The 26,917-nt window shown below is 63.3% G+C and carries 21 protein-coding genes and 1 pseudogene; 12 read left to right on the top strand and 10 right to left on the bottom strand.

Annotated elements, in window-relative coordinates; translation table 11 throughout:
* The first annotated feature begins 48 nt into the window (after window positions 1-48).
* Complete coding sequence (locus tag NKH43_RS07970; protein ID WP_352857356.1) at window positions 49-2,016, top strand: long-chain fatty acid--CoA ligase; 1,968 nt, start codon at window positions 49-51, stop codon at window positions 2,014-2,016.
* 85 nt (window positions 2,017-2,101) lie between these two features.
* Complete coding sequence (locus tag NKH43_RS07965) at window positions 2,102-2,758, top strand: class I SAM-dependent methyltransferase (RefSeq protein WP_352857498.1); 657 nt, start codon at window positions 2,102-2,104, stop codon at window positions 2,756-2,758.
* On the opposite strand, the gene NKH43_RS07960 is transcribed toward NKH43_RS07965, so the two are convergent.
* Both NKH43_RS07960 and pgi read right to left on the bottom strand, forming a co-directional pair.
* The gene (locus NKH43_RS07960) at window positions 2,742-3,464 is read right to left on the bottom strand and encodes an HAD family hydrolase (RefSeq protein ID WP_023717885.1); all 723 of its coding nucleotides are present in this window, start codon (window positions 3,462-3,464) and stop codon (window positions 2,742-2,744) included. The two genes, NKH43_RS07965 and NKH43_RS07960, sit on opposite strands and share 17 nt — an antisense overlap.
* Window positions 3,465-3,469: 5 nt before the next feature.
* Window positions 3,470-5,113 carry a glucose-6-phosphate isomerase gene (pgi, locus tag NKH43_RS07955; RefSeq protein WP_502906456.1) on the bottom strand — a complete coding sequence of 548 codons (1,644 nt, stop codon included), beginning with the start codon at window positions 5,111-5,113 and terminating at the stop codon, window positions 3,470-3,472.
* 255 nt (window positions 5,114-5,368) lie between these two features.
* Here pgi and pdxR point away from each other — a divergent pair, with 255 nt between their 5' ends.
* Window positions 5,369-6,862, top strand: coding sequence for a MocR-like pyridoxine biosynthesis transcription factor PdxR (gene pdxR, locus NKH43_RS07950; protein WP_352857354.1), 1,494 nt, complete (start codon window positions 5,369-5,371; stop codon window positions 6,860-6,862).
* A gap of 195 nt (window positions 6,863-7,057) precedes the next feature.
* The gene (locus NKH43_RS07945) at window positions 7,058-8,647 is read left to right on the top strand and encodes a trimethylamine methyltransferase family protein (RefSeq protein WP_352857352.1); all 1,590 of its coding nucleotides are present in this window, start codon (window positions 7,058-7,060) and stop codon (window positions 8,645-8,647) included.
* A gap of 3 nt (window positions 8,648-8,650) precedes the next feature.
* Here NKH43_RS07945 and chrA read toward each other — a convergent pair whose 3' ends face one another.
* From chrA to NKH43_RS07925, 4 genes are all read right to left on the bottom strand, one after another.
* Window positions 8,651-10,039, bottom strand: a complete 1,389-nt coding sequence (gene chrA / locus NKH43_RS07940; RefSeq protein WP_352857350.1) for a chromate efflux transporter — start codon at window positions 10,037-10,039, stop codon at window positions 8,651-8,653.
* Entirely contained in the window at window positions 10,036-10,875 is an 840-nt protein-coding gene (locus tag NKH43_RS07935) for a chromate resistance protein ChrB domain-containing protein (RefSeq protein ID WP_352857348.1), read from the bottom strand. Before NKH43_RS07935 ends, chrA begins: the two co-directional genes overlap by 4 nt.
* Before the next feature lie 264 nt (window positions 10,876-11,139).
* Entirely contained in the window at window positions 11,140-12,945 is a 1,806-nt protein-coding gene (locus tag NKH43_RS07930; RefSeq protein ID WP_352483298.1) for an IlvD/Edd family dehydratase, read from the bottom strand.
* Between the two features lie 227 nt (window positions 12,946-13,172).
* The gene (locus NKH43_RS07925) at window positions 13,173-14,345 is read right to left on the bottom strand and encodes an Mrp/NBP35 family ATP-binding protein (protein WP_352857494.1); all 1,173 of its coding nucleotides are present in this window, start codon (window positions 14,343-14,345) and stop codon (window positions 13,173-13,175) included.
* A gap of 196 nt (window positions 14,346-14,541) precedes the next feature.
* Between NKH43_RS07925 and NKH43_RS07920 the strand changes: the two genes are divergently transcribed.
* Complete coding sequence (locus tag NKH43_RS07920; protein WP_352483299.1) at window positions 14,542-14,919, top strand: VOC family protein; 378 nt, start codon at window positions 14,542-14,544, stop codon at window positions 14,917-14,919.
* 40 nt (window positions 14,920-14,959) lie between these two features.
* On the opposite strand, the gene NKH43_RS07915 is transcribed toward NKH43_RS07920, so the two are convergent.
* Window positions 14,960-15,964, bottom strand: coding sequence for an inorganic phosphate transporter (locus NKH43_RS07915; RefSeq protein ID WP_023717895.1), 1,005 nt, complete (start codon window positions 15,962-15,964; stop codon window positions 14,960-14,962).
* Window positions 15,964-16,605: a DUF47 domain-containing protein gene (locus tag NKH43_RS07910; protein ID WP_023717896.1), complete on the bottom strand. Its 642-nt coding sequence runs from the start codon at window positions 16,603-16,605 to the stop codon at window positions 15,964-15,966. Before NKH43_RS07910 ends, NKH43_RS07915 begins: the two co-directional genes overlap by 1 nt.
* A 194-nt stretch (window positions 16,606-16,799) precedes the next feature.
* Here NKH43_RS07910 and NKH43_RS07905 point away from each other — a divergent pair, with 194 nt between their 5' ends.
* The 6 genes from NKH43_RS07905 (at window position 16,800) to NKH43_RS07880 (ending at window position 24,099) form a co-directional block, all read left to right on the top strand.
* Entirely contained in the window at window positions 16,800-17,699 is a 900-nt protein-coding gene (locus NKH43_RS07905; protein ID WP_023717897.1) for a LysR family transcriptional regulator, read from the top strand.
* A 133-nt stretch (window positions 17,700-17,832) separates the two neighbouring features.
* Window positions 17,833-18,312 carry a formate dehydrogenase subunit gamma gene (locus NKH43_RS07900; RefSeq protein WP_352857346.1) on the top strand — a complete coding sequence of 160 codons (480 nt, stop codon included), beginning with the start codon at window positions 17,833-17,835 and terminating at the stop codon, window positions 18,310-18,312.
* The gene (locus NKH43_RS07895; RefSeq protein WP_352857345.1) at window positions 18,309-19,865 is read left to right on the top strand and encodes a formate dehydrogenase beta subunit; all 1,557 of its coding nucleotides are present in this window, start codon (window positions 18,309-18,311) and stop codon (window positions 19,863-19,865) included. Before NKH43_RS07900 ends, NKH43_RS07895 begins: the two co-directional genes overlap by 4 nt.
* Window positions 19,866-19,877: 12 nt before the next feature.
* The gene (fdhF, locus tag NKH43_RS07890; RefSeq protein WP_352857344.1) at window positions 19,878-22,790 is read left to right on the top strand and encodes a formate dehydrogenase subunit alpha; all 2,913 of its coding nucleotides are present in this window, start codon (window positions 19,878-19,880) and stop codon (window positions 22,788-22,790) included.
* Window positions 22,791-22,973: 183 nt separating this feature from the next.
* Window positions 22,974-23,801 carry a formate dehydrogenase accessory sulfurtransferase FdhD gene (gene fdhD, locus NKH43_RS07885; RefSeq protein WP_502906457.1) on the top strand — a complete coding sequence of 276 codons (828 nt, stop codon included), beginning with the start codon at window positions 22,974-22,976 and terminating at the stop codon, window positions 23,799-23,801.
* A complete protein-coding gene (locus tag NKH43_RS07880) occupies window positions 23,791-24,099 on the top strand; it encodes a formate dehydrogenase subunit delta (RefSeq protein WP_352483304.1) in 309 nt (102 codons plus the stop codon). The genes fdhD and NKH43_RS07880 overlap by 11 nt, the downstream gene beginning before the upstream one ends.
* A 26-nt stretch (window positions 24,100-24,125) precedes the next feature.
* Here NKH43_RS07880 and NKH43_RS07875 read toward each other — a convergent pair whose 3' ends face one another.
* Complete coding sequence (locus tag NKH43_RS07875) at window positions 24,126-24,386, bottom strand: hypothetical protein (RefSeq protein ID WP_198030469.1); 261 nt, start codon at window positions 24,384-24,386, stop codon at window positions 24,126-24,128.
* A gap of 72 nt (window positions 24,387-24,458) precedes the next feature.
* Window positions 24,459-24,959, bottom strand: coding sequence for an MmcB family DNA repair protein (locus NKH43_RS07870; protein ID WP_352857492.1), 501 nt, complete (start codon window positions 24,957-24,959; stop codon window positions 24,459-24,461).
* A gap of 870 nt (window positions 24,960-25,829) precedes the next feature.
* Between NKH43_RS07870 and NKH43_RS07865 the strand changes: the two are divergent.
* Window positions 25,830-26,784, top strand: a pseudogene (locus NKH43_RS07865) (IS1595 family transposase).
* The last annotated feature ends 133 nt before the right edge of the window (window positions 26,785-26,917 follow it).

Below are 26,917 nucleotides of genomic sequence, written 5' to 3'. Positions count from 1 at the left end.
GTGGCACTCAAGCGTGCCGAACAATAAGAATGATTGAGGGAGCGACAGGTGGCGAAACCGGCAAAGACAACAACCGCGGCGAAAGCAAAGGCCGAGGCAATATCGAAAGCGGTCAAGCCAAAAGCGGCCGCCGCCAAGCCGAAGACTACCGCTAAGGCAAGTGCGAAGCCGGCGACGAAGATCACGGCTGGAAAGACTGCCAAGCCGGCAGCCGGCAAGGCGGCGCCTGCCGCAAAGTCCGCCGCTGCTGCCAAGCCGGCGGCGAAGGCAGTGCCGACAGCGCCCAAACAGGCGGCAGCTTCAGCCAGAAGATTGCCGAAGGCGATCACTTCGCTGGCCGCCGGCCTGCCTGAAAAACCGTGGCTCCAGAGTTACCCAAAGATCGTGCCGGCCGAGATCGGCGCCCTGCCCTCCAGCTCGATCGGTGACTTTCTCGTCGCCGCCTGCAAGCAGTTTGCGAACCGGCCGGCCTTCGTCTGCATGGGCAAATCGATCACCTATGCCGATCTCGAGCGACAGTCGGCTGCGTTCGGCGCCTATTTGCAATCAAAGGGGCTGCAGAAGGGCGCACGTGTCGCGCTGATGATGCCGAACGTGCTGCAATATCCGGTGGCGATGATGGCGGTGCTTCGCGCCGGCTATGTCGTGGTGAACATCAATCCGCTCTACACGCCGCGCGAGCTGGAGCACCAGCTCAAGGATTCCGGCGCTCAAGCCATTGTCATCCTCGAAAATTTCGCCTGCACCTTGCAGGCGGTGATCGCCAGGACCGCGGTCAAGCATGTCGTGGTCGCCACGATGGGCGACATGCTCGGCGGGCTCAAGGGAACGATCGTCAACTTCGTCGTGCGCCGCGTCAAGAAGATGGTGCCGGCATGGTCGCTGCCCGGCCATGTCAAATTCAACGCCGCATTGAAGGCCGGCGCCGGCGTGACCTTCAAACCCGCCGAGGTCGTGGCCGGCGACATCGCCTTCCTGCAATATACGGGCGGTACGACCGGCATCTCCAAGGGCGCGATGCTTTTGCACAGCAATGTCTTGGCGAACGTCGCGCAGAACGCGCTCTGGGTCGAAGACGCCTACACGGTCAAGCCGAAACCGGCGCATATGAACTTCCTCTGCGCGCTGCCCCTCTATCATATCTTTGCGCTCACAGTGAACGCGATGATGGGAATGCAGCAGGGCGCGCAGAACGTGCTCATCCCCAATCCGCGCGACATTCCCGGCTTCGTCAAGGAGCTGCAGAAATACCCGATCCACATCTTTCCTGGCCTCAACACGCTGTTCAATGCGCTGCTCAATAATGAGGATTTTCGCAGGCTCGACTTCAAGCCGCTGATCCTGACGCTGGGTGGCGGCATGGCAGTGCAGAAGGGCATCGCAGAGCGCTGGAAGGCGCTGACCGGCTGCCCGATCAGCGAGGCCTACGGACTCTCCGAAACCTCGCCGGGGGCGACCGCCAACAAATTCAGCGACGGAGTCTACACCGGCACGATCGGGCTGCCGCTGCCCTCGACCGAGATCGCCATCCGCGACGACGATGGCAACAATTTGCCGCTCGGCGAGGTCGGCGAAATCTGCATCCGCGGACCGCAGGTGATGGCCGGCTACTGGAACCGGCCGGACGAAACCGCCAAGGTGATGACCGAGGACGGCTTCTTCAAATCGGGCGACATGGGCTTCATGGACGAGCGCGGCTACACCAAGATCGTCGACCGCAAGAAGGACATGATCCTGGTTTCCGGCTTCAACGTCTACCCGAACGAACTCGAGGAGGTGGTGGCGCAGCATCCGGGCGTACTCGAGGTGGCGGCGATCGGCGTGCCGGACGAGCATTCGGGTGAAGTGCCAAAGCTGTTCGTCGTCAAAAAGGACCCGGCACTGACCGCCGAGATGCTGACGGCTTATTGCCGCGAGAACCTGACCGGCTACAAGCGCCCCAGATATATCGAGTTCCGCACCGAACTGCCGAAGACACCGGTCGGCAAGATCCTGCGACGAGCGTTGCGGGGCTAGGCGCAGCTTGAGCGATTGCATCGTCGGCACTAACGCCGTGGATATAGGTTCGCGGCCAGACCCGGCAGAGTTCATCCGGGCGCACATGCGGATCGCCCCCTTGCCCGCGCTTCCCGAAATCCGGCTTTACACCGCCCATCCGGGAAGCGGCCTCAGGCGGCTTCTCGAATGGAACCAACATGGGACCGAAGAAGACGAACCTGAACCGGAGCCACCGTACTGGGCCTATGTCTGGGCCGGCGGCGCGGTGCTTGCCCGCTACATAATCGACCGGCCGGAGACCGTGGCCGGGCGTCGCGTGCTCGACCTCGGCGCCGGCTCGGGCCTCGTCGGCATCGCTGCGGCGAAAGCCGGAGCCAGCGCGGTCGTCGCGGCCGAGATCGATCGTAATGGTGTGGTTGCGCTCAGCCTCAATGCGACTGCGAACGGCGTCGCTATCATGATCGTTGGCGACGACATCACCGGCGGTCCGCCGCCACCGGTGGACATCGTGGTGGTCGGCGACCTGTTTTACGCCCGCGATCTTGCCGGCCGGGTCGTTCCCTTCCTCGACCGCTGCCTTGCTGCCGGCATCGCCGTGCTGATCGGCGATCCGGGCCGCGCCTATCTGCCGCGCTCGCGGCTTCGCCTGCTGGCCGAATACGAGGTGCCGGATGTCGGCGAGGGCAGGAATGCGGCGATGAAACCGAGCGGCGTGTTCTCGTTCGGACCAGATAACTACGAGTCTAGACCGTCTCGCTGACCCGGGCCGCAAGAAAATCGGGCAGATCGGCCACCGAATCCAGGATGACGTCGGCGATCTGTGACAGCGATTCACGTGTGCCGGTGCCGGACAGCACGCCGATCGCCAGGCCGCAGCCGCCGGCGCGCGCCATCTCCAGATCGTGACGATTGTCGCCGACCATTGCGATCGTCGCCGGCCTGAGCCCTGTCAGATCCGAAAAGGCAAGGATCGTATCCGGCGCCGGTTTTGGATTGGCCACCGCGTCGTAACCATAGGCGGCTTCGAAAAGCTGCGCGACGCCCAGCGTGACCAAGGTCTTTTCCGCGCCGCTGGTCGAGTCGTTGGTGGCGACGCCAAGCCGGTAGGATTTTCTGTGAAGCAGCCCAAGCGTCTCGACCACACCCGGCAGCGCCACGGCCATCGCCGATCCTTGCGCCGAGGTGATGGCATTGAAGCGGGCGACGGCAAGCATCTGGTCCTCGTCGGACAGCCGCGGAAACCACAGTTCGACGACGTCCATGTTGGTCCCGGAGGCAAAGATAGAATCCGGCTTGAAGCGCCTGGTGGCGAAGTCGAAGCCCGCCGCCGCAAGCAGCCTGTCTGCCTTCCAGCGATCGCCTTCGGCCGCATCCATCGCCATGAAGTCGGCGATGCCCAGCCATGTCGCGTTGAAATCCACGAGCGTGCCGTCCTTGTCGAACAATATTCCCTTGATGTCCGCCAAGCTTTTCACTCCGGGCCGCGCAAGCGGTGAATGTATTCCACCAGTCCGGCAGTCGAGGCATCCCGCTTTGCGGCATTCTCCTTGCCTTCAACGACGGGCAGCAGCCCGGTCGCCAGTTCCTTGCCGAGCTCAACGCCCCACTGGTCGAAGGAGTTGATGTTGAACAGCGTGCCTTCGACGAAGACGCGATGTTCGTAAAGCGCAATCAGCCGTCCGAACGTGTGGGGGTCGAGTTTCCTGTAGAGGATCGTCACCGAGGGGCGGTCGCCGGAGAAGACGCGGTGCGGAGCAACCCTGTCGACATCGGCGGGCTTCATGCCTTTCGCCAGCATCTGCGCGCGGGCTTCCTCAAGCGTGCGGCCCTTCATGAAGGCTTCCGACTGCGCCAGGCAATTGGCGAGCAAAAGGTCGTGATGATGCTTCAGTTCCGGCTCGTGGCCGACGGCAGCAGCGAGGAATTCGACCGGAATGAAATCGGTGCCCTGATGCAGAAGCTGGAAGAAGGCGTGCTGGCCGTTGGTGCCGGGCTCGCCCCAGACCAGCGGGCCGGTCGGCGTCGTCACAGCGCCGCCATCCAGGGTGACGCTCTTGCCGTTCGATTCCATGTCGAGCTGCTGCAAATAGGCCGGCAGCCTGGACAGACGCTGATCGTAGGGGATGACGGCGCGAGCCGGATATTTGCAGATCACGCGATGCCACCAGCCGATCAGCCCCATCAGCGCCGGCAGGTTCTTCGCTAGCGGCGCGGTGCGGAAATGCTCGTCCATCTCATGGGCGCCGTCGAGAAAGGCGCGAAAATCCTTAGGGCCTATGGCGATCATCACCGGCAGGCCGATCGCACCCCAGACGGAATAGCGACCGCCGACCCAGTCCCAGAAGCCGAAGACGCGGTCGGCTGCGATACCGAATTTGGCGACCAGGTCGAGCGCCGTCGAGACGGCGGCGAAATGCTTGCCGACCGCTTCCTTGCCGAGCGCCTTCTCGACCCATCTGCGTGCCGTCTCGGCGTTGGTCATCGTCTCGACCGTGGTGAAGGTCTTGGAGGCGATGATGAACAGGGTGGTCTCGGCGGAAAGACCCTTCAGCGTGTCGTGGATATGGGCACCGTCGATATTGGACACGTAATGTGCGCGCGGACCGTCATGATAGGGCGCCAGCGCCAGCGTCGCCATGGCCGGGCCGAGATCGGAGCCGCCGATGCCGATGTTGACGATGTCGGTGATCTTCTTGCCGGTCGCGCCGGCCGCCTTGCCGGAACGCACCGAGTCGGCGAAGGCGCCCATCGCGTCGAGTACGCCGAGGACTTCCGCCTTCACGTCCTGGCCGTCGAGCACGATGCCTTTGCCGGTAAGGTTACGCAGCGCGGTATGCAGCACGGCGCGGCCTTCGGTGACGTTGATCTTCTTGCCAGCAAACATCGCATCGCGCCGGCCTTCGAGGTCGGCGGCCTCAGCTAGGTTCTCCAGCAACCCCATCGTCCGCGCATCGACCGCGCATTTCGACCAGTCGAGCAGCAGGTCGCCGTCGCTGGCGGAGAATTTCTCGAAGCGCTGCGGATCGGCAGCGAAAGCCTCGCGCATCGAGCCCGATTTGGCCGCACGATGATCGCGCAACAAGTCGAGCTGCTTTTGAAAGGACGATTGATCCACTGCTTCGCTCCGGTCTCTTGAGATGCATCTTATCAGGCCGGATGTTTCCGGCGCGTGTCGTCGCGGCAAACTATCGGGTCGAATTCCATCCGTTTCAATGCGCAGCGATGCCGCAGCGCAGCGTGGGCCGGCGCAAAGGATCACTGGCATAAATCCCAGCGATCAGAAAAATTGATTGGCGCAACACCTTGTGCCACCGGTACATTCGACTGGTCCAGCCAAGTGAAAAAAGCTGGCCATCGAGGAACATCTCCCATGCCACAGAGAAACGACACGGCCATATGGTCCGGCCTGTTCCGGATTTCGGCGGAATCCGGTCAGACCCTGCAGGCGCAGATCCGTCAGGCGATCGTCGCCGCCATCCTCGACCGGCAGATCGCGGCTTCCATGCCGCTTCCGTCCTGCCGGATTCTCGCCGAAAAACTCGGCGTAGCGCGTGGCACCGTGGTGCTGGCCTTCCAGCAGCTGGTCGACCAGGGCTTCCTGGTGGCGCGCGAGCGCCGCGGCCACTTCGTCAATCCCGAAGTGCTGGCGACGCCGGCCAAACCGCACCAGAAGGCGCCCGACCAAGCCAACGAGATCGACTGGAAGGCCCGCCGGCAGATCGCGGCGAGCGACATGCCACCGCCGGCCAAGCACGACAACTGGATCAAATCGTCCTACCCCTTCGTCTATGGCCAGTTCGACCCGGCGCTGTTCCCGACCGCCGAATGGCGCGAGTGCAACCGCATGGCGCTGGCGGTGCTCGAAATCCGCAACTGGGCGTCCGACATGGTCGACCGCGACGATCCGCTCCTGATCGAGCAGATCCAGGCACGGCTGCTGCCGCGACGCGGCATCTTCGCCAATCCGGACGAGATCATCGTGACGCTGGGGGCGCAGAACGCGCTTTACATGCTGGCGACGCTGTTGATGACGAAAGGCTCCAAGGTGGCGATGGAGGATCCGGGCTATCCCGATGCACGTTCGATCTTCCGGCTGGCCGGCGCCGAGATCCAGCCGGTTCCGGTCGACCACTCCGGCATCGTAATCTCGGCCATTCCCAATGATTCTGGCTTCGTCTTCGTCACGCCCAGCCACCATTGCCCGACCATGGTGCCGCTGTCGGCGGAGCGGCGGCAGGATCTTTTGGCGCGCGCCAACCGCTACAACCAGATCATCATCGAGGACGGATATGACAGCCAGCTCCTGGACGAGGCGCCGCAGCAGGCGCTGAAGAGCCTCGATCGGTCTGGCCGCGTCGTCTACGTCGGCTCGATGTCGAAGACGCTGGCTCCCGGCCTCAGGCTCGGCTACATCGTCGCCTCGGCCGGGCTGATCTCCGAGCTTCGGGCGCTGCGCCGCTTCATGCTGCGCCACCCGCCGGCAAACAACCAGCGCGCCGTCGCATTGTTCCTGTCGCTCGGCCATCACGAGGCGCTGGTGCGGCGGCTGTCGAGCGCCTTCGACGAGAGGCGCAAGCGTCTGGTCCATGCGATTTCCGCCTTCCTGCCGGAGTGGCGCTCGACCGATTCGGCCGGCGGCACGTCGCTCTGGCTCGAGGGACCGCGCGGCACCGATTCGCGTGGGCTGGCGGAGGCCGCGGCCTCGCGCAGCGTCATCATAGAGCCTGGCGACCGCTTCTTCGACCGCACCGAAAAGCCATCGCGTTTCATGCGCTTGGGCATTTCCTCGATCGCGTTGCAGCACATCGAACCCGGCATCCGCGAACTGGCGACGGCAGCTGGACGCAGGCCGGCAGCGGCCTGATCTCCCTTCCCCGACCGGAGCCTGGCGCATGTAGCGCGACTCCGGTTCTTTAGCTCCTTGGCATATGCGACGGGACCGGCTGGCACATAGGCTGTGCCAATGCCGGCGGCATAGTCGGAGTACATAGGGGGACGAAGCAGGCAGATGGTGGACCAACCGCCGCGCCCGCTTCGCAGCTAAAGTTGGAGTGCCTTCATGCCGGTGGCCCATGAGAAGCAGGACGTGTCCGCAGACCAGCGTTCGCGACGGTCCGGCGGGCGCGAGGCGCGCCGCGCCATGCGAGCGGCACCGCTTGCCGACGACGTCAAACCGGTGCGTGCCGGCCTCGAAGGCGGAAGCTACAGCCCGCTCAGCGGCAATGATTGCGAACGTATCCACGAGGCCGTGCTTACCCTTCTGGAGACGGTCGGTTTCGCCAACGCCATCCCCTCCTGCATTGAGGCACTGACCAAGGCCGGCGCAACGCTTGGCGAGGACGGCCGCCTGCGCTTTCCTCGCGCTCTGGTGCTCGACACGATCAAGAAAGCGGCGCGGCATTTCACCCTGCACGGCCAGGATCCGAAGCACGACATGGTGATCCAGGGCAAGCGTGTGCATTACGGCACGGCTGGTGCTGCGGTGCATCTTGTCGATGTCGAAAAGCGTGAGTATCGCGAGTCGCTGCTGCAGGACATTTACGATGCGGCGCGCCTGGTCGAGGGGCTCGACAACATCCATTTCTTCCAGCGGCCGATGGTGCCACGCGACATCCCCGACCCGCTCGACATGGATTTCAACACGCTCTACGCCTGTGTCATGGGCACGTCGAAGCATGTCGGCACCTCGTTTACCGTGCGTGAGAACGTCAAGCCGGCGCTCGACATGCTCTATGCGATCGCCGGCGGCGAAGAGAATTTTCGCGCGCGGCCTTTCGTCTCCAATTCGAACTGCTTCGTCGTGCCGCCGATGAAGTTTGCCGAGGACGCCTGCGGCGTGCTCGAAGTCTGCGTCGAGGGCGGCATTCCGATCCTGCTGCTGTCGGCAGGCCAGGCAGGTGCGACGGCACCGGCGGCGATTGCCGGTGCCGTGGTGCAGGCGGTCGCCGAAGTGCTGGTCGGCCTAATCTATGTCAATGCCATCAAGCCAGGCCACCCGGCAATCTTCGGCACCTGGCCGTTCGTCTCGGACCTCCGGACCGGCGCCATGTCGGGCGGTTCGGCCGAGCAGGCGGTGCTGACCGCGGCCTGCGCGCAGATGGCGCAATTTTACGACCTGCCGGGCGGGTCGGCCGCCGGCATGACGGATTCGAAACTGCCTGACATTCAGTCCGGGTACGAAAAGGGCATAACCGACGTGATGGCCGGTCTTGCCGGCCTCAACCTGGTTTACGAATCGGCCGGCATGCACGCCTCGCTGCTCGGCTTTTGCCTTGAGAGCCTGATCATCGACAACGACATGCTCGGCCACTGCCTGCGCTGCGTGCGTGGCATCGAGGTGACGGACGAGTCGCTGTCGATCGACACCATCGCCGATGTCTGCCTGAAAGGCCCGGGCCATTATCTCGGCAACGAGCAGACGCTGCGGCTGATGCAGACCGAATATTTCTACCCGGCCGTCGGCGACCGCTTTTCGCCGAAGGAATGGAATGAGAAAGGCAGGCCCGACATCTTGCAGCGGGCGATCATCGAGAAGAAACGCGTGCTTGCCGAACGCTTCCCGCGCCATGTGCCGAAGCCCGTCGACGACAAATTGCGCGCCCGTTTCGGCGATATGATCAAGCTGCCGCGCGGCAGAATGGGCGGCTGAGCGTTAGCCGCTCGCCGCCAGCAACAAGACGCCGGCCAGCGCCGATCCGGCAAGCGTCGGCAGCATGCCGATTTTCAGCTTCAGAATGGCGATCATCGAGGCACAGGAAAGCAGCGCCGCGCGCCAGTCTATCGATGAAAGCACCGGCACGTCCATTCCAAGCCCGACATTGCGCACTTCGCCGAAGATGACGTGCAAGCCGAACCATAGAGCGAGATTCATGATGACGCCGACGACGGCGGCGGTGATTGCGCCGAGCGCCGCCGACAGCGCCTTGTTGCCGCGCAGCGCTTCGATGTAAGGCGCGCCAAGGAATATCCATAGGAAACATGGGGTAAACGTCGCCCACAGCGTGAACAGCCCGCCAAACAACCCGGCAAGCAGCGGCGCCAGCGAGCCCGACTGGCGGAAGGCGGCGACGAAGCCGACGAACTGCAAGACCAGGATGAGCGGGCCCGGCGTGGTTTCGGCAAGTCCGAGGCCGTCGACCATTTCACCGGGTGCCAGCCAGCCGAAGTACTCGACCGCTGCCTGCGCCACATAGGCAAGGGCCGCGTAGGCGCCGCCGAAGGTAACGACCGCCATGACACTGAAGAAGCCACCGATTTGCGTCCAGACGCTGGCCGAGCCGGTGACAGCCCAGACCAGCAGAACAGGCCCGAGCCAGATCGGCAGCCAGATCGCCAAGATGCGCGGCGCGTGCCATCGCGTCGGCCTGACGTGGGTCAGTTCACCGCGCTCGAACATCAGATCGACCGCGCCCTTGATGTCGGGAACATCGCCCTTGCCATGCGAAGCGCCGGAAAAAAATGCCGGCGCACTACGGTTGCCGATCCAGCCTGCCAGGCCGGCAAGCAGGACGATCAGCGGAAACGGCACGTTCAACGCGTAGATGGCGATGAAGGCGGCGAGTGCGATCGACACCATGACGGGGTTTTTCAGCGCGCGTCTGCCGATCCGGATAACCGCCTCGATGACAATGGCGAGCACGGTCGCCTTGACCCCGAAAAACAGCGCCGCGACGAGTGGTACATCGCCGTAGAGCGCATAGAGGCTGCTCAGGACGAGCATGACAAGCGCGCCCGGCACGACGAAGAGAATGCCGGCAACAAGGCCGCCGACCGTTTTGTGCAGCAACCAGCCGATATAGATGGCAAGTTGCTGGGCCTCGGGGCCAGGCAGCAGCATGCAGTAGTTCAACGCATGCAGGAAACGCTGTTCGCCGATCCAGCGCCGTTCCTCGACCAATTCCTTGTGCATGAGTGCGATCTGCCCGGCCGGGCCGCCAAAGCTGAGCACGCCGATTTTCGCCCAGACTTTCACGGCCTGCCGGAAGCTCGGCACAACCGGCTCTTGGATCTCCGGCGGCCTTTTCGAAAGGACGGCGTTCACGAAGGTTTGCCCGCGCCGAGATTGCCCGTGCCGGCGGCCGGCCAGTTATGCGTCTCCTCGGTGGCATCGCGGCACCAACGGAAGAACGCATCGTAGAGCAGCATGCCGGCCTCGAGCTGTTCCAGGTCGTCGCGAAACATCCGCGACAGGCCAAGCGAGGCGGCCAGGAACCCGGCCGCCTGTGGGACAAGATCGAGGCTCGCAGTATCGGCAGCGCGTATGATCGTGGCGAGGCGATCGAGCGCTTCGGATTTTAGTCCGAACTCCTCGATCATGGTATCGAAGGTGCAGCGTTCGCCGCGGTGGCTCCAGAACACGTTCTCGATGTCGAAAGGCACGGCCTGAAAGCGATCGGCGACGGCCGCCACTTCGGCCGGCTCGACGAAGAGAAACACCGCGTGAGGATTGATGAAGCGCCGGATCAACCAGGGGCACGCGATGCGATCGACCTTCGGGCGCGTACGCGTCACCCAAACGGTGCGGCCCTTGGCATCGGCGGGCGGTATCTTGCCGGTGTGAACCAAAAGCCCCTTGGCATCGCGCCATGCCTCAAACCCGCCGTCGAGCGATTCGGCGGCAATGCCCTCGTGCCGCAGCCATGCGGCCACGCCTTGCGAGAGCTTTTTTCCCTGTTGGCAGACGACCGTCACTTGCTGGCCAGTGAATTCGCCAGCCCAGGTGGCGACAGCCTTGAAGTCACGCCGGGTTGAGCCCGGCAACAGGCGCGGATCGGCGTTGTAGTCATCATCGGTGCGAACATCGATGATTGCGGGCGCACCCGGCAGCCCAATCAGACGAGACAGTTGCGATACAGTGATAGCGGTTGTTGACGGCATGGCGTCCACCTCCTTGAAAGAGAAGCTTGGACGCGAACGTTGGGCTGACGCCTCACGGGGTCGTCGCGATGCACCCCTTACGATGATCGTGGATTTGTCACGCCCGCTTGTCAAGCATTCCCGTTCTCGCGGGAGCAATCGCTTTTGACAAATGACCGCGTCCAACTCTGTGGCGGGCATTTCTCCCCGTTAGCGGGTTGTTAACGGGGAGAAATGAGGTGACCGTTACGCTGGCGACCTGACGGCTCGTGCGACGGACCCTGGTCAGTGATTGTCCCTCGGCACGCCGCTTGTATGAGCCACATCCTGGTACTTCACCGCCGGCTTCAGCACCATGCCTTCGGAAAACTGGTCGACCATGCCGCGCTGGATTTCCTGCCACGGCGTCTGGTGCTTCGGATAGTGATAGCCGCCATTGTTCTGCAGCTCGGCGCGGCGCCGCGTGATCTCGTCGTCGCTGACGAGGATGTCGGCGGTACCCTTGCGCAGGTCGATGCGGACGCGATCGCCGGTCTTCAGCAGCGCCAGGCCGCCGCCGATGGCGGCTTCCGGCGAGGCGTTGAGGATCGACGGCGAGCCCGACGTGCCTGACTGACGACCGTCGCCGATACAGGCTAGCGCGTGGATGCCCTTTTTGATCAGATAGGCAGGCGGCTGCATGTTGACGACTTCGGCGCCGCCGGGATAGCCGATCGGGCCGGCGCCGCGCATGAACAGGATGGTGTGCTCGTCGATGCCCTGTGCCGGGTCGTCGATGCGGGCGTGATAATCCTCGGGGCCGTCGAAGACCATGGCGTTGCCCTCGAACGCTTCCGGGTCCTTCGGGTTCGACAGATAGCGTTCGCGGAATTCGGGCGAGATGCCACTGGTCTTCATGATCGCCGAATCGAACAGATTGCCCTTAAGGTTGATGAAGCCGGCATTGGCTTTCAGCGGCTCGGCAACCGTGCGGATGACGTCGAGGTTCTCGTTGACGGCGCCGCTGCAATTGTCGCCGATGGTCTTGCCGTTAGCGGTCATGGCTTCCGGATAGGGCAGCATGCCGCCCTTCATCAGTTCGGCGATCACAGCCGGCACGCCGCCGGCATGGTGATAGTCCTCGCCGAGATATTCGCCGGTCGGCTGCAGATTGACGATGAGCGGAATGTTGAGGCCAACCTTCTGCCAATCGTTGTTGTCGAGCGGCACGCCGAGGTGGCGGGCGATGGCGTTGAGGTGGATCGGCGCATTGGTCGAGCCGCCGATCGCCGAGTTGACGACGATGGCGTTCTCGAAGGCCTTGCGGGTCATGATGTCGGAGGGCTTCAGATCCTCATGCACCATGTCGACGATGCGCTTTCCAGTCTCATAGGCGATCTGGCCGCGTTCGCGATAGGGGGCGGGGATTGCGGCCGAGCCCGGCAATTGCATGCCGAGCGCCTCGGCCAGCGAATTCATCGTGGTAGCGGTGCCCATCGTGTTGCAATAGCCGGTCGACGGCGCCGAGGAGGCGACGATGTCCATGAACTCGTCATAGCCGATCTCGCCGGCCGACAGGCGCTGGCGCGATTCCCAGACGATGGTGCCGGAGCCGGTGCGCTTGCCCTTGTGCCAGCCGTTGAGCATCGGGCCGACCGAAAGCGCGATAGCCGGAATGTTGACGGTAGCCGCGGCCATCAGCATGGCCGGTGTCGTCTTGTCGCAGCCGATGGTGAGCACCACGCCGTCGAGCGGATAGCCGTAGAGCACCTCGACCAGGCTGAGATAGGCAAGGTTGCGGTCGAGCGCAGCTGTCGGCCGCTTGCCGGTTTCCTGGATCGGGTGGCAAGGAAACTCGAAAGGGATGCCACCCATCGAGACGATGCCTTCGCGCACGCGCTTGGCCAGTTCAATGTGATGGCGGTTGCAGGGCGACAGGTCCGAGCCGGTCTGGGCGATGCCGATCAGCGGCTTGCCGGACATCAGTTCGGCCCGCGTCAGCCCGTAATTCAGGTAGCGCTCCAGATAAAGTGCCGTCATGCCCGGATTGTCGGGATTGTCGAACCACTCTTGCGAGCGAAATTTTTTCTTGCTGGTGGGGGCGCCTGCCATCGTGGTCTCCGTATTTGTATGACAAATCGATATGACAACGCGCGGGAGCAGGCAAGGGGCACGCGTCATCCGAATCCACACTTTGGTGCGATAGACATACATCTGCCCCCGCGCCAGACGGGATCGTGGTTTGTCAGTCCGCTATCCCGGAAAAGTTGGAGCGTGTCGCCGCGGACCCCGCCCGGTCCTTCGGGCCACCCTCCGCTCAAAGGGGAGGGATATCCGCATCACTCGAACACGATGCTCGGCACTGCAGCCTCGGCCGCGCCGCGCTCTTCATTGACGCGGTGCCAGACCTTGGCGGCGATGTCGCGAAAGATTTTCGCCTCGGCGCTATCGGGCTTCGAGACTACCACCGGCGTGCCGGCATCGGAGCTTTCGCGGATGCCCATCTCGAGCGGCACTTCGCCAAGGAAGGTGACGCCGAGGCGCTCTGCCTCACGGCGCGCGCCGCCATGGCCGAAGATGTCGTAGCGTTTCCCCGTATCGGGGGCGAGAAAATAGCTCATGTTTTCGACGATGCCCAAAAGCGGCACGTCGACCTTTCTGAACATGTTGAGGCCTTTGCGCGCATCGATCAGGGCCAGGTCCTGTGGCGTCGAGACGATGACGACGCCGGCCAGCGGCACCTGTTGGGCCATGGTCAGCTGGGCGTCGCCGGTGCCGGGCGGCATGTCGACGACGAGCACGTCGAGCGGTCCCCATTCGACTTCGCGCAGCATTTGCGTCAATGCCGACATCACCATCGGCCCGCGCCAGATCATCGGCGTCTCCTCATCGACGAGGAAGCCCATCGACATGACCTTGAGGCCATAGTTCTGCATTGGCTTCAGGATCTTGCCGTCGACGGTCTGCGGCCGGCCATGAATGTTGAGCAGGCGTGGCATGGACGGGCCATAAATATCGGCATCGAGCACGCCGACCCGCAACCCGTTGGCGGCAAGGCCAAGGGCGATGTTGACGGCGGTGGTCGACTTGCCGACGCCGCCCTTGCCGGAAGCAACAGCGATGATGGCGTCGATGCCTGGTACGCCGCGCTTGCCCTGGCTGTGCGAGGCGGGCGCCTGCGGCGCTGGACGAGCAGGTGCGGCCGGCGGAGCGGGCCTCTGAGCCGGTCTTTGCGGAACCGGCGCCTCCATGCCGCCGCCCTTCTTTTCCGCCGTCAGCGCGACCACGGCGCCGGCGACACCGGGGATCGCCTTGACGACACGCTCGGCGGCCGCACGCAGCGGCTCCATCTCCTGGGCACGCGCAGCGGGAACGGTGATCGAGAAGAACACCTTGGCATCGGCAATGAAAATCTCGGAAACCATGCCGAGGTCGACGATGTTGCCGGTGAAATCCGGCCCGTTGACCGTCTTCAGGCGTTCGATGACGATTTCCTTGGTGACGGACATCAGATCTTCCTTATGCAAGCTCGCGCCTGAGATAGTGCAGTTTCCGGAGAGAACCAAGTCGTGGCGCAACAGCCGGCCTGGTGTGCCCCGGAAAACGGAACCGACGCAGTCGGATTTGCCTGATCGACGGTCGCCAACCATCCGTTACGACCTATCTGAGGGAGCAGCATGAGCACGACATCAAGGGAAGGAGACGATCATGCTCGCAAACAGCAACGCAACGGCCAATCTCGCAGTGAAGGACCTGGCCAGGGCCAGGGCTTTCTACGAAGGGACGCTCGGCCTGAAAGAGGTGCACAATGAAGGTGGCGAACTGATCGTCTATAAAAGCGGCGATACCAGCATCAACGTGTACCGTTCGAATTTCGCTGGGACCAACAAGGCGACGGCAGTGACCTGGACGGTCGGCGACGAGCTCGGCAAAATCGTTGAGGCGTTGAAATCGAAGGGCGTGGCCTTCGAGCATTACGACATGCCCGGCCTGACGCTGGAGGGTGACGTTCATGTCGGTCAGGGCATGAAGGTCGCATGGTTCAAGGATCCGGACGGCAACATCCTGAACCTTGTGGACAGGTAGATACGGCGTTCACGCACCGCCGCGCAGTGCTGCGGTGCTGTCACCTTGCCAGGCCGACCGCGAGGTAGGTGAGAGCCGCAATCGCCGCGGTTGCCGGCAGGGTGATAATCCAGGCAACCACGATGTTGCCGGCAATGCCCCAGCGAACGGCTGAGACGCGGCGGGCGGCGCCGACGCCAATGATGGCGCCGGTGATCGTGTGCGTGGTCGATACGGGAATACCGAGCCAGGTGGCGGCGAACAGGGTGATCGCACCGCCGGTCTCGGCGCAGAAACCCTGCATCGGGTTCAGCCGGGTGATCTTCGAGCCCATCGTGTGGACGATGCGCCAGCCGCCGAGCAACGTGCCCAGCGCCAGCGCCGACTGACAGGTGATGACGACCCACAGCGGCACGTAAAAATTCGCGCCGAGCATGCCTTGCGAATAAAGCAGCACGGCGATGATGCCCATGGTCTTCTGCGCGTCGTTGCCGCCATGGCCGAGCGAATAGAGCGAGGCGGAAAAGAACTGCATGACGCGGAAGGTGCTGTCGACGGCGAACGGCGTCTGCCGCAGGAACAGCCAGGAGACCGCGAGGATCAAGACGAGCGCCAGCAGAAAGCCTGCCGCCGGCGATAGCACGATGGCCGCCGTCGTCTTGCCCAATCCGGCCCAGACGATGGCGCCGGTGCCTGCCTTGGCAACGCCGGCGCCGACCAAACCGCCGATCAGCGCGTGCGAGCTGCTGGACGGAATGCCGACGAGCCAGGTGACGATATTCCAGACGATGGCGCCGACAAGTGCTGCGAAGATCACTGCCGGCGTGACGATGCTGGCGTCGATGATGCCGGTTCCCAGCGTCTCCGCCACGTGAAGACCGAAGAACATGAAGGCGATGAAATTGAAGAAAGCCGCCCAGAACACCGCATAATGCGGCCTCAGCACGCGGGTGGAGACGATTGTGGCGATGGAGTTGGCGGCATCGTGCAGGCCGTTGAGGAAATCGAAGAACAGTGCGACGGCGACAAGGCCGACCAGCACCGGAAAGGCTATCGCGGCTTCCACTATACGTTCTCGATGACGATGCCGCTGATTTCGTTGGCGACGTCCTCGAAGCGGTCGACCACCTTTTCCAGCTGGCCGTAGATCTCGCTGCCGATCAGATAGGCCATCGGATCGCTGCGGCCGTGCCGCTTGAACAGGTCCTTCAGGCCCTGTTCGTGCAGGTCGTCGGCCCGGCCTTCGGCGCGCATGACCTCCTCGGCGATGGCGTTGAGGCGCACCGTATGCGCCCCGACCTTGCCGAGCAGTGGGATCGCCTCGGCCACCAACTTGGCGGCCTCGACGATGACGGCCCCCATTTCCTGCATCAGCGGGTCGAATTCCTTCTTTTCGAACAACCTTACCGTCTTGACGGTCTTGTGCATCATGTCGATGGCATCATCCATCGACTGGATCAGGTCCTTGATGTCGCCGCGATCGAAGGGCGTGATGAAGGAGCGGCGCACGGCCAGCAGAACTTCCGCGGTGATCTGATCGGCTTCGTCCTCGAGATCGATGATCGTCTGACACCAGCGGTCGATGTCGTTGCCCTGCAAAAGCTGCTGCAGTGCCTCAGCGCCGCCGACCACAGTGCGGGAATGCCGCTCGAACAGGTCGAAGAAGCGATCTTCGCGCGGCAAAAGCTTGCGGAACCAGCCCAGCATGTTTCGGTCTCCCGTCGTGTCCAGTCCACGACCCCGTCCCATCCACATAGCGCCGCGTTCCATCGCGGGAAACAGTAAGCCGGCTGAAAGATGTGGATGCGGGCGATTTGCACAGGCGGCTTGCGGCCGAAGGCGATTTCCCCGACCTTGCGCGCTAAGATCGGACATAGCGTCCGTGACAGGCTCCCGACGGCATGATCGACAAGCTGGAATTCTTCATAGCACTCGCCAGGGAAGAACATTTCGGCCGCGCGGCGGAGGTGTGCGGCGTCACCCAACCGACGCTTTCGGCCGGCATCAAGCAGCTGGAGGGCCAGCTCGGCGTGATGCTGGTGCTGCGCGGCTCGCGCTTCCAGGGGCTGACGCCGGAAGGCAAGCAGGTGCTGGTGTGGGCGCGCCGCATCGTCGGCGATAGCAGGACCATGCGCGAGGAGATGCGGGCGGCACGCCACGGCCTGTCAGGACGCATCCGCATCGCCGCGATCCCGACGGCGCTGGCCATGGTGGCGCGATTGACGACGCCGTTTCGGGCAAAGCATCCCGGCGTCACCTTCTCGGTGCTGTCGCGGACATCGATCGAGGTGCTGTCGCTGCTCGGCAATTTCGACATCGACGCCGGCATCACCTATCTCGACAACGAGCCGCTCGGACGCGTCACCAGCGTGCCGCTCTACGACGAGCGCTACCAGTTGATCACCGCTGTCGGGAACCCCTATTTCGACCGCGACAAAGTGACATGGGCGGAACTCTCCCAGCTGCCGCTCTGCCTGCTGACGCCGGACATGCAGAACCGCCGCATCATCGACCAGCATCTGGCCGAAGCCGGCGTGCAGGTGCGGCCGACACTGGAATCCAACTCGATGATCGTGCTGTTCTCGCATATCCGCACCGGCAAATGGTCGTCCATCATGCCGCTTAACCTTGCGGAAACGTTCGGCTTTTCCGAGCCGATCCGGGCTATCCCGATCGTCGAGCCGGATGCCAGCCACACCGTCGGGCTGGTGGCGGCGCCGCGCGAACCGCACACGCCGCTGGTCTCGGCGCTGTTGGACGAGGCAATGGCGCTGGCGGACGATTTCCGCGCCCGCCGCTAGGCTAGATAATGCTGGTGATCGAGATCGATAGAAAATTTCTATCGAGCAACGGATCGGCTTTATTGATTTAGCGGGTTTCCTCTGATTTCCTAAGCACTTAGCGGAAGACCGCCACGACCAGGGAGGGCGCTGCATGACGATGCAGCCTGCAAGTACCGAGATCGCATCGCGCACGGCGGCGATCATCCACGAGCTGAAAGGCCTCGAAGGCCCGCTGTTGCCGATCCTGCACGGCATACAGGAAGAGTTCGGCTATGTGCCGCGGGACGCGCTGCCGGTCATTGCCGAGGCGCTGAACATCTCCAGGGCCGAGGTGCATGGCGTCGTCACCTTCTATCACGATTACCGCAGCCAGCCCGCCGGCCGCCATGTGCTGAAGCTCTGCCAGGCGGAAGCCTGCCAGTCGATGGGCTCGGATGCGATTGCCGCCAAGCTCAAATCAATGCTGGGCATCGGTTTCCACGAGACAGCCCGCGACGGTTCGGTGACGCTGGAGCCGGTCTATTGCCTTGGCCTTTGCGCCTGCTCGCCATCGGCGATGCTGGACGGCGAGGTGATCGGGCGGCTCGACGACGAAAAGCTCAATGAAATCGTTGCCGAGGTGCGCTCATGATCCCGCGCATCTATATTCCCGGCGATTCCGGCGCGCTGGCGCTGGGTGCGGAAAAGGTCGCCAAGGCGGTTCGGGCGGAACTGGCCGAGCGCGGCATCGAGGCCAAGATCGTGCGCAACGGCTCCCGCGGCGCCTATTTCCTCGAGCCGATGGTCGAAGTGGCGACAGCCACTGGCCGCGTCGCCTACGGGCCGGTGAAGCCCTCCGACGTCAAAAGCCTGTTCGACTGCGGCTTCCTCACCGGTGGCCACCACAAGCGCTGGCTGGGCGCGCCGGACAAGATCCCGTTCCTGGCCAGGCAGACGCGGCTGACGTTTGCGCGCTGCGGCGTCACCGATCCGCTGTCGCTCGATCACTACAAGGCGCATGGCGGGCTGAACGGGCTGCAGAACGCGGTGGCGATGACGCCGTCCGACATCGTCAAGCAGGTGACCGAGTCCGGGCTGCGTGGTCGTGGCGGCGCCGGCTTCCCGACCGGCATCAAATGGAAGACGGTCCTCGATACGTCGGCCGACCGCAAATACATCGTCTGCAATGCCGATGAAGGCGATTCCGGTACGTTCGCCGACCGCATGATCATGGAAGGCGACCCCTTCGTGCTGATCGAAGGCATGGCGATCGCCGGCATCGCCACCGGCGCGACCAAGGGCTTCATCTATATCCGCTCGGAATATCCGCATGCGGTGGCGGTGATGCAGAAGGCCGTCGAGATCGCCCGCAGGGCCGGCGTGCTCGGCGTCAATGTGCTCGGGTCACCCAATTCATTCGACATGGAAGTGCGCGTCGGCGCCGGCGCCTATGTCTGCGGCGAGGAGACCGCCCTGCTCGACAGCCTCGAAGGCAAGCGCGGGCAGGTGCGGGCCAAGCCGCCGCTGCCGGCGCATAAGGGCCTGTTCGGCAAGCCGACGGTAATCAACAATGTCATCTCGCTGGCCTCGGTGCCGGTGATCATGGACAAGGGCGCCGCCTTCTACAAGGATTTCGGCATGGGCCGTTCGCGCGGCACCATCCCGATCCAGATTGCCGGCAACGTCAAATATCCTGGTCTCTACGAGGCGGCGTTCGGCATGACGCTGGGTGAGATCGTCGACGATATCGGCGGCGGCGCGGCGACCGGGCGTCCGGTCAAGGCGGTGCAGGTCGGTGGCCCGCTCGGCGCCTATTTCCCGCGCGCCCTGTTCGACACGCCGTTCGACTACGAAGCATTTGCCGCCAAGGACGGGCTGATCGGCCATGCCGGCATCGTCGTTTTCGACGACAGTGCCGACATGCTGAAGCAGGCACGCTTTGCCATGGAATTCTGCGCCATCGAGAGCTGCGGTAAGTGCACGCCCTGTCGCATCGGCTCGACGCGCGGCGTCGAGGTGCTGGACCGGCTCGCTGAGAACATCGAACCGGAAAAGCAGATCGCACTGGTCACCGACCTTTGCAACACGATGAAGTTCGGCTCGCTTTGCGCTCTCGGCGGCTTCACCCCATATCCGGTGATGAGTGCACTCAACCATTTCCCGGACGACTTTCGGCCGACGCCGGTCGCCGAAGCAGCGGAATAGGAGCGGACAGGCATGAACGCGGCATTCGACATCAAATCGCTGGTCCAGGAAATCGACTACGGCACACCCGCCTCCGAAGCGGAACAGCAGGTGACGCTGACCGTCGATGGCAAGCCGGTGACGGTGCCGGCGGGTACCTCGATGATGCGCGCTTCGATGGAAGCGGGCGTTGAAATCCCGAAACTCTGCGCCACCGACATGCTGGACTCGTTCGGCTCCTGCCGGGTCTGCCTCGTCGAGATCGACGGGCGCGGCGGCACGCCGGCCTCGTGCACGACGCCGGTTGGCGAAGGCATGGTCGTGCATACCCAGAGCGACCGGCTGAACGCCATCCGTCGCGGCGTGATGGAGCTCTATGTCTCTGACCATCCGGCTGCGTGGGGCGAGACGGCCGGCACCGGCGCCAGCGAGTTCGACAGGGTCGTCAGGACGGTCGGCCTGACCGAGAACCGCTATGGCGTGGACGGCCGCAACCACGTCGAGCAAGAAAACGGCGTGGCGCCCGGCCATGGCTCGCTGACCATCGACTACATCGCCCGCGATGAATCGAACCCCTATTTCACCTATGATCCGGCGCAATGCATCGTCTGCTCGCGCTGCGTGCGCGCCTGCGAAGAGGTGCAAGGCACGTTCGCGCTGACCATCGAGGGCCACGGCTTCGAATCCAGGGTCTCGGCCGGCATGCACGAGGCGTTCGTCGATTCCGAATGCGTGTCGTGCGGGGCCTGCGTGCAGGCCTGCCCGACCGATGCGCTGAGGGAGAAAACCGTGCTGGCGAAAGGCCTGCCCGAGCGCTCGACCGTCACCACCTGCGCCTATTGCGGCGTCGGCTGCTCATTCAAGGCCGAGGTCAAGGGCGACGAGGTCATTCGCATGATGCCCTACAAGGCAGGCAAGGCCAACCACGGCCACTCCTGCGTCAAGGGCCGCTTCGCCTATGGCTATGCGACACACAAGGACCGTATCCTGAAGCCGATGATCCGCGAGCGGGTCAGCGATCCGTGGCGCGAAGTGTCGTGGGAAGAGGCGCTCACCCATACGGCGAATGAATTCCGCCGCATCCAGTACCAGTACGGCCGCACGTCGATCGGCGGCATCACCTCGTCGCGCTGCACCAACGAGGAGACCTACCTCGTCCAGAAGCTGGTCCGGCAGGGCTTCCGCAACAACAATGTCGATACCTGCGCCCGCGTCTGCCATTCGCCGACCGGCTATGGCCTGGGCCAGACCTTCGGTACCTCCGCCGGCACGCAGGATTTCGATTCGATCGAGCAGACGGACGTCATCCTGCTGATCGGCGCCAATCCGACCGATGCGCATCCGGTGTTCGCCTCGCGCATGAAAAAGCGCATGCGCCAGGGCGCCAAGCTGATCGTGCTCGATCCGCGCCGCACCGATATCGTGCGCTCGGCCCATGTCGAAGCGCAGTTCCATCTGCCGCTGAAGCCGGGCACCAACGTCGCCATGCTGACCGCACTTGCCCATGTCATCGTCACCGAAGGCCTGTTCGACGAGGCGTTCATCCGCGAGCGCTGCGACTGGGACGAGTTCCAGGACTGGGCATCGTTCGTGGCACTGCCGGAAAACAGCCCGGAGGTCGTCGGTCAGCTCGCCAATGTCGATCCCGACGACATACGCGGCGCGGCGCGGCTCTATGCGCGCGGCGGCAACGGCGCGATCTATTACGGCCTCGGCGTGACCGAGCACAGCCAGGGCTCGACCACCGTCATCGCCATTGCCAACCTCGCCATGGCGACCGGCAATATCGGCCGGCCGGGCGTCGGCGTGAATCCGCTGCGCGGCCAGAACAATGTGCAGGGCTCCTGCGACATGGGTTCGTTCCCGCACGAACTTCCCGGCTACCGCCACATTTCGGGCGACGCGGTGCGCGCCATCTATGAGAGCCTGTGGGGCGTCAAGCTCGACGACGAGCCCGGCCTGCGCATCCCCAATATGCTGGACGCGGCCGTCGACGGCTCGTTCAAGGGGCTCTATGTACAGGGCGAGGACATCCTGCAGTCGGACCCCGACACCAAGCATGTCGCCGCGGGTCTCGCCGCGATGGAATGTGTCGTCGTGCACGACCTCTTCCTCAACGAGACGGCCAACTACGCGCATGTGTTCCTGCCCGGCTCGACCTTCCTCGAGAAGGACGGCACCTTCACCAATGCCGAGCGCCGCATCAACATGGTGCGCAAGGTGATGGAGCCGAAATGCGGCTATGCCGACTGGGAGACGACGCAGGAGCTCGCCAAGGCGCTCGGCCTCGGCTGGAACTACACGCATCCCTCCGAGATCATGGACGAGATCGCCAAGACGACGCCGAGCTTCTCCGGCGTTTCCTTCGACCTTCTCGACCGGGTGGGCTCGGTGCAGTGGCCCTGCAACGAGAAGTCGCCGGAAGGCACGCCGATCATGCATATTCGCGGCTTCGTGCGCGGCAAGGGCAAGTTCATCCGCACCGAATATGTCGCGACCGACGAGAGGACCGGGCCGCGCTTCCCGCTGCTGCTGACCACCGGCCGCATCCTGTCGCAGTATAATGTCGGCGCGCAGACCAGGCGCACCGAGAACGTCGTGTGGCACAGCGAGGATCGGCTGGAGATCCATCCGCATGATGCCGAAAATCGCGGCCTGCGCGATGGCGACTGGGTGCGGCTGACCAGCCGCTCGGGCGAGACGACGCTGCGCGCGCTGATCACCGACCGGGTGTCGCCGGGCGTCGTCTATACGACCTTCCACCATCCCGACACCCAGGCCAACGTCATCACCACCGACTTCTCCGACTGGGCGACCAACTGCCCGGAATACAAGGTGACCGCGGTGCAGGTGGGTGCATCCAACGGGCCGTCGGAATGGCAGCGCGACTATGACGAGCAGGCAAAGCAAAGCCGCCGCATCGCCTCGCTACAAGCAGCGGAGTAACGTTTTGGCGTCGTGCCGGAGCACCCCCCTCTGGCCTACCGGCCATCTCCCCCTCAAGGGGGGAGATTGGATGTCATCTCGGCTTTCGCCAATCACCAGCGTCGAAGGGTGCCTTACGTCTGAACTGCCAATCTCCCCCCTTGAGGGGGAGATGGCCGGTAGGCCAGAGGGGGGTGCCGCGTGATGCCCAAACGTCGTGCTGTCACCCAGATCAGCCGCCTCGCGCGCCGCGCCGGCGGCACCGCGGCCGCCAACCGCATGGTGCCGGAAGAGACGCCGGTAGCATTCTCCTTTGCCGGCACCACGCATGCGGTGATGATGGCAAGCCCGGCCGATTTCGAGGATTTCGCGCTCGGCTTCTCGCTGACCGAAGGCATCATTGCCTCGCCAGACGAAATCGAAGCCATCGAGGTCGAGGATCACGGCGCCGGCATCGATATCCAGATCCGGCTGAAGGACCAGGCCAACACCCGTTTCGAGGCGCGTCGCAGACGGCTCGCCGGCCCGGTCGGCTGCGGGCTGTGCGGCATCGAATCGATCGAGGATGCGATGCGCTCGGTCGATCCGGTCGGTGCGTCGAAACTTACACTTCAGGCCGATGACATCGTCCGCTCGGTCAAGCTTTTGTCGAAGGTGCAGCCGCTGCACGCCGAGACCGGCGCGGTCCACGCCGCCGGTTTTTACCTCCCCGGCAAGGGCATCGTCATGGCGCGCGAGGATGTCGGCCGTCACAATGCGCTGGACAAGCTGGCCGGCGCGCTGGCCAAAGCCGGTATCGACGGCAGGTCGGGGGCCGTCGTCGTGACGTCGCGCGTTTCGGTCGAGATGGTGCAGAAGACCGCGGCGATCGGTGCTGCCTTCATCATCGCCGTCTCGGCGCCGACGGCACTTGCCATCCGCACCGCAGACGACGCCGGCATGACGCTGGTGGCGCTGGTGCGCGGCGATGATTTCGATATTTTCACCCATCCTGACCGCGTGGTTTCCGGAGTTGCCAAGCATGTCGCATGACGAAGGCCACCTCATGAGCACCAGCGAAAAGCTGGTTCGCATGGCCAACCAGATCGCTGCCTTTTTCCACTCCAAGCCGCGCGAGCAAGGCATTGCCGGCGTCGCCGAGCACATCAACAAGTTCTGGGAGCCGAGGATGCGCCGGCAATTGTTCGAGATGCTCGACAGCGGCGGCGAAGGCTTCAACGAGCTTGTCGTCGCGGCCGCCCCACACATCAAGCGGCCGGGCGCGCCGGAGGGCGCAGGTTTTAGCGTCGGCGGAGCGAGCACCGAGACTACGGCTGCGTCACAGAAGTAGGCGCCGCGGGCCTACATTCACACCCTCTAAGGTTTCATCTGCCGCAAGTCTCGCGGCTCTGCTATGATCCGGCGATAAGAAATCGTCGGGTCGGGCGGACAAACCTCGTGAGGCCGATCGAAACTCGCTACGCGCTCAGCGGCGACGTGCGGATCGCCTATCAGGTGGTCGGCCAGGGATCGCTCAATCTCGTCTTCGTGCCGGGTTTCATTTCCAATCTCGACCTGCACTGGGAAGACGAAGGCTACAGCCGGCTGTTGGCGTTCCTTGCGGAACACCGCAGTCATACATCGTCTCTTATGCAAGGTGGCGGCAGCCGGGGCAGCGCAAGCCTCCATGACTACGGAGAGGGAAACCCCCTACTCGCTCTCACCCTCCAGCGCCGGCACCGACACCCCGGCAAGCTCCGCCGCCAGCAACCGCGCGGCACCGGCGCGCGCGATCCTCAGCATCAGCGCCTTGCGCGTCGCCGCCGCCATCCGGTGCTCGGGCGCATCGCGCAGGACCTCGGCACCATAGCCGTCGGAGAGAATGAAGCCGCACTCTTCCGGAAAGATCTCCGCGGGCACGCCGGGATGGGTGGCGAAGAAGAAGCGGTCGGAGTGCAGCCGGTAATCCGGCCATTTGCGGTCGACCCTGAAATCCTCGATCGAGGATTTGATCTCGATGATCCAGATGTCGCCCTGGCGGGTCAGCGCTACGAGATCGGCGCGGCGCCCGGTGGCCAGCGACAGTTCGGGCAAGACATGCACACCCATCTGCTTGAGCAGCCGCTGCACGCCACGCCTGACCAGCATGGCACGCTCCGACTGGCGACCGTCGATGAGCGGGTTGAGGGGTAGAGGTGAGATGATCGGCATGGCCGCACCATGCCAGATTTTGTTCACGGTTTGAACCCGGTTTTTTGGGGCGATTATCTGGTTTAGCAAACCCAACCAGAACGGGACACCGCCGGTGCAGAACCCTGAAGCGCAAGCGACCCACCGTGGGTGTTTTCCTACGGGTATTTACTGCCTGCAAGCTGTCTGGCACGACCCTCGGCAGTGGTTGCCTTGCGGGTTAGTGGGCCGCACATTACCCTTTCTCCACCTGGTGTGTTTATATAATACGCACGCACACAGTATTTATTTGGAGTGTCCGGAAGACAAAGTTCACGCTTGTGGCCTGACCCCGGCTCAACATAGATTCTACAGGTTTTTTTACTCGTGTCATAAGGAACGTTCGCCTGGCTAGTGCATGCCGATGCACTGACGGCAATGGCTATAACGATGGCTATGCGGATCATGTTTTCCCCCAACACAACCGCATTTGAATCATGTTTTGTCGCCGCTGCCAAGGCGGGTTGCCAACCAGATAATCGCCTTTGTGCTGGGGCCAGTGCTGGTCTAGGAGCTCTTGTCTGTCGGATTAAGCCACTCACGCGCCTTCCGGTTTTTCAAATCAAATCGGTATAAGGAAAAGGCGAGCACCGCTGGAAGACCAATGCCTCCGACAATAACCAGCGCGACAGGGCCAAACCAGCGGTAGGCTAGAACCCCAACCAAACTGAGGATCATGGCTCCAATGAAACTACTAATAGGCGCGGGCGTCACGGCTGATTTGTAGCGGAGCTTTGGTCAGCGGTCATCCGGGTTTGTCAAATATATAGCCGCCTTTTTTGGGGCGATTCTATGGTTGACAAACCCAAACCGGAGAGGTAGAAAGATTCCAACAACTTAGGAACTTTCGCCATGTCCATCCTGTCCCGCCCCGAATTCCACGACGAAGCCAAGGCTTTCGAACACGTCGAGGCGATCTTGTGGCCGAATGGTCCGGTTTGCCCGAAGTGCGGTTCCGTGGACAAGCACTACAAACTGAAGGGCGTCCGCACGAAGCCTTCCAAGAAGAACCCAAACGGCGTTGAGCGTCACGGCCTGTACAAGTGCGCCGCTTGCCGCGCACAGTTCACCGTCCGCATGGGTTCGATCTTCGAAGAAAGCCATTTGCCGCTGACCAAGTGGCTCCAGGCCATCCACCTTATGTGCGCCTCAAAGAAGGGCGTCAGCGCTCACCAGATGCACCGCATACTCGAATGCACCTATGAGGCCGCTTGGTTCCTGTGCCACCGCATCCGCCTCGCAATGGCGTCTGGCGATCTCTCCCCGCTCGGCGGCAACGGCAAGACTGTTGAGGTTGACGAAACGTACACCGGCCGTCTGTCTGGCACGACTGTCAAGCGCGGCGGTGCCGCTCACAAGAACACTGTCGTTACGCTTGTCGAGCGTGGTGGCCGCGCCCGTTCCTTCCACGTCGATTACTGCCCGCATTGGAACGATCATGCCAATCGTGCGCGCCAACATCGCCAAGGAAAGCGCGTTGATGACGGATGAGGCTGGCATGTACCGCCGCGTGGGCCAGGAATTTGGCTCGCGTGATGTCGTCACGCATTCCAAGGACGAATACGTTCGCTACGAAGGCGAAAAGACCATCCATACCAACACGGTCGAAAGCTTCTATTCGATCTTCAAGCGCGGCATGAAGGGCGTTTACCAGCATTGCGGCGAACACCATCTGCACCGCTATCTGGCTGAATTCGACTTCCGCTATTCGAACCGGATTGCCATGGGCGTTGATGATGGCACGCGCGCTTTCATCGCCTTGAAGGGTACCGCCGGTAAGCGCCTGACATATCATAGACCTGCTTGACGAGAAGCGGACGCACTTCCGAAAGCCGGTGCAGCTAGAGCTTCCATTGTGGCGAATATGCGCGCCGACGACGCGACACATGATCGCAAAGTGGCGCCCTTGCCCGGGAATGTCATTTCGAACATAACGTGAA

The sequence above is a fragment of the Mesorhizobium sp. M1163 genome (assembly GCF_040318415.1).
In the GTDB taxonomy this organism is placed as follows: domain Bacteria; phylum Pseudomonadota; class Alphaproteobacteria; order Rhizobiales; family Rhizobiaceae; genus Mesorhizobium.
This window is presented reverse-complemented; position numbering and strand designations above follow the sequence as displayed.

What these genes read in the sequence shown, in the direction of transcription:
- NKH43_RS07965 (WP_352857498.1), top strand. Translation starts at nt 2,102, where the DNA reads ATGCGGATCGCCCCCTTGCCCGCGCTTCCCGAAATCCGGCTTTACACC.
- pdxR (WP_352857354.1), top strand. Translation starts at nt 5,369, where the DNA reads ATGCCACAGAGAAACGACACGGCCATATGGTCCGGCCTGTTCCGGATT.
- NKH43_RS07945 (WP_352857352.1), top strand. Translation starts at nt 7,058, where the DNA reads ATGCCGGTGGCCCATGAGAAGCAGGACGTGTCCGCAGACCAGCGTTCG.
- NKH43_RS07935 (WP_352857348.1), bottom strand. Translation starts at nt 10,875, where the DNA reads ATGCCGTCAACAACCGCTATCACTGTATCGCAACTGTCTCGTCTGATT.
- NKH43_RS07930 (WP_352483298.1), bottom strand. Translation starts at nt 12,945, where the DNA reads ATGGCAGGCGCCCCCACCAGCAAGAAAAAATTTCGCTCGCAAGAGTGG.
- NKH43_RS07920 (WP_352483299.1), top strand. Translation starts at nt 14,542, where the DNA reads ATGCTCGCAAACAGCAACGCAACGGCCAATCTCGCAGTGAAGGACCTG.
- NKH43_RS07910 (WP_023717896.1), bottom strand. Translation starts at nt 16,605, where the DNA reads ATGCTGGGCTGGTTCCGCAAGCTTTTGCCGCGCGAAGATCGCTTCTTC.
- NKH43_RS07905 (WP_023717897.1), top strand. Translation starts at nt 16,800, where the DNA reads ATGATCGACAAGCTGGAATTCTTCATAGCACTCGCCAGGGAAGAACAT.
- NKH43_RS07900 (WP_352857346.1), top strand. Translation starts at nt 17,833, where the DNA reads ATGACGATGCAGCCTGCAAGTACCGAGATCGCATCGCGCACGGCGGCG.
- NKH43_RS07895 (WP_352857345.1), top strand. Translation starts at nt 18,309, where the DNA reads ATGATCCCGCGCATCTATATTCCCGGCGATTCCGGCGCGCTGGCGCTG.
- fdhF (WP_352857344.1), top strand. Translation starts at nt 19,878, where the DNA reads ATGAACGCGGCATTCGACATCAAATCGCTGGTCCAGGAAATCGACTAC.
- fdhD (WP_502906457.1), top strand. Translation starts at nt 22,974, where the DNA reads ATGCCCAAACGTCGTGCTGTCACCCAGATCAGCCGCCTCGCGCGCCGC.
- NKH43_RS07880 (WP_352483304.1), top strand. Translation starts at nt 23,791, where the DNA reads ATGTCGCATGACGAAGGCCACCTCATGAGCACCAGCGAAAAGCTGGTT.
- NKH43_RS07875 (WP_198030469.1), bottom strand. Translation starts at nt 24,386, where the DNA reads ATGACTGCGGTGTTCCGCAAGGAACGCCAACAGCCGGCTGTAGCCTTC.
- NKH43_RS07870 (WP_352857492.1), bottom strand. Translation starts at nt 24,959, where the DNA reads ATGCCGATCATCTCACCTCTACCCCTCAACCCGCTCATCGACGGTCGC.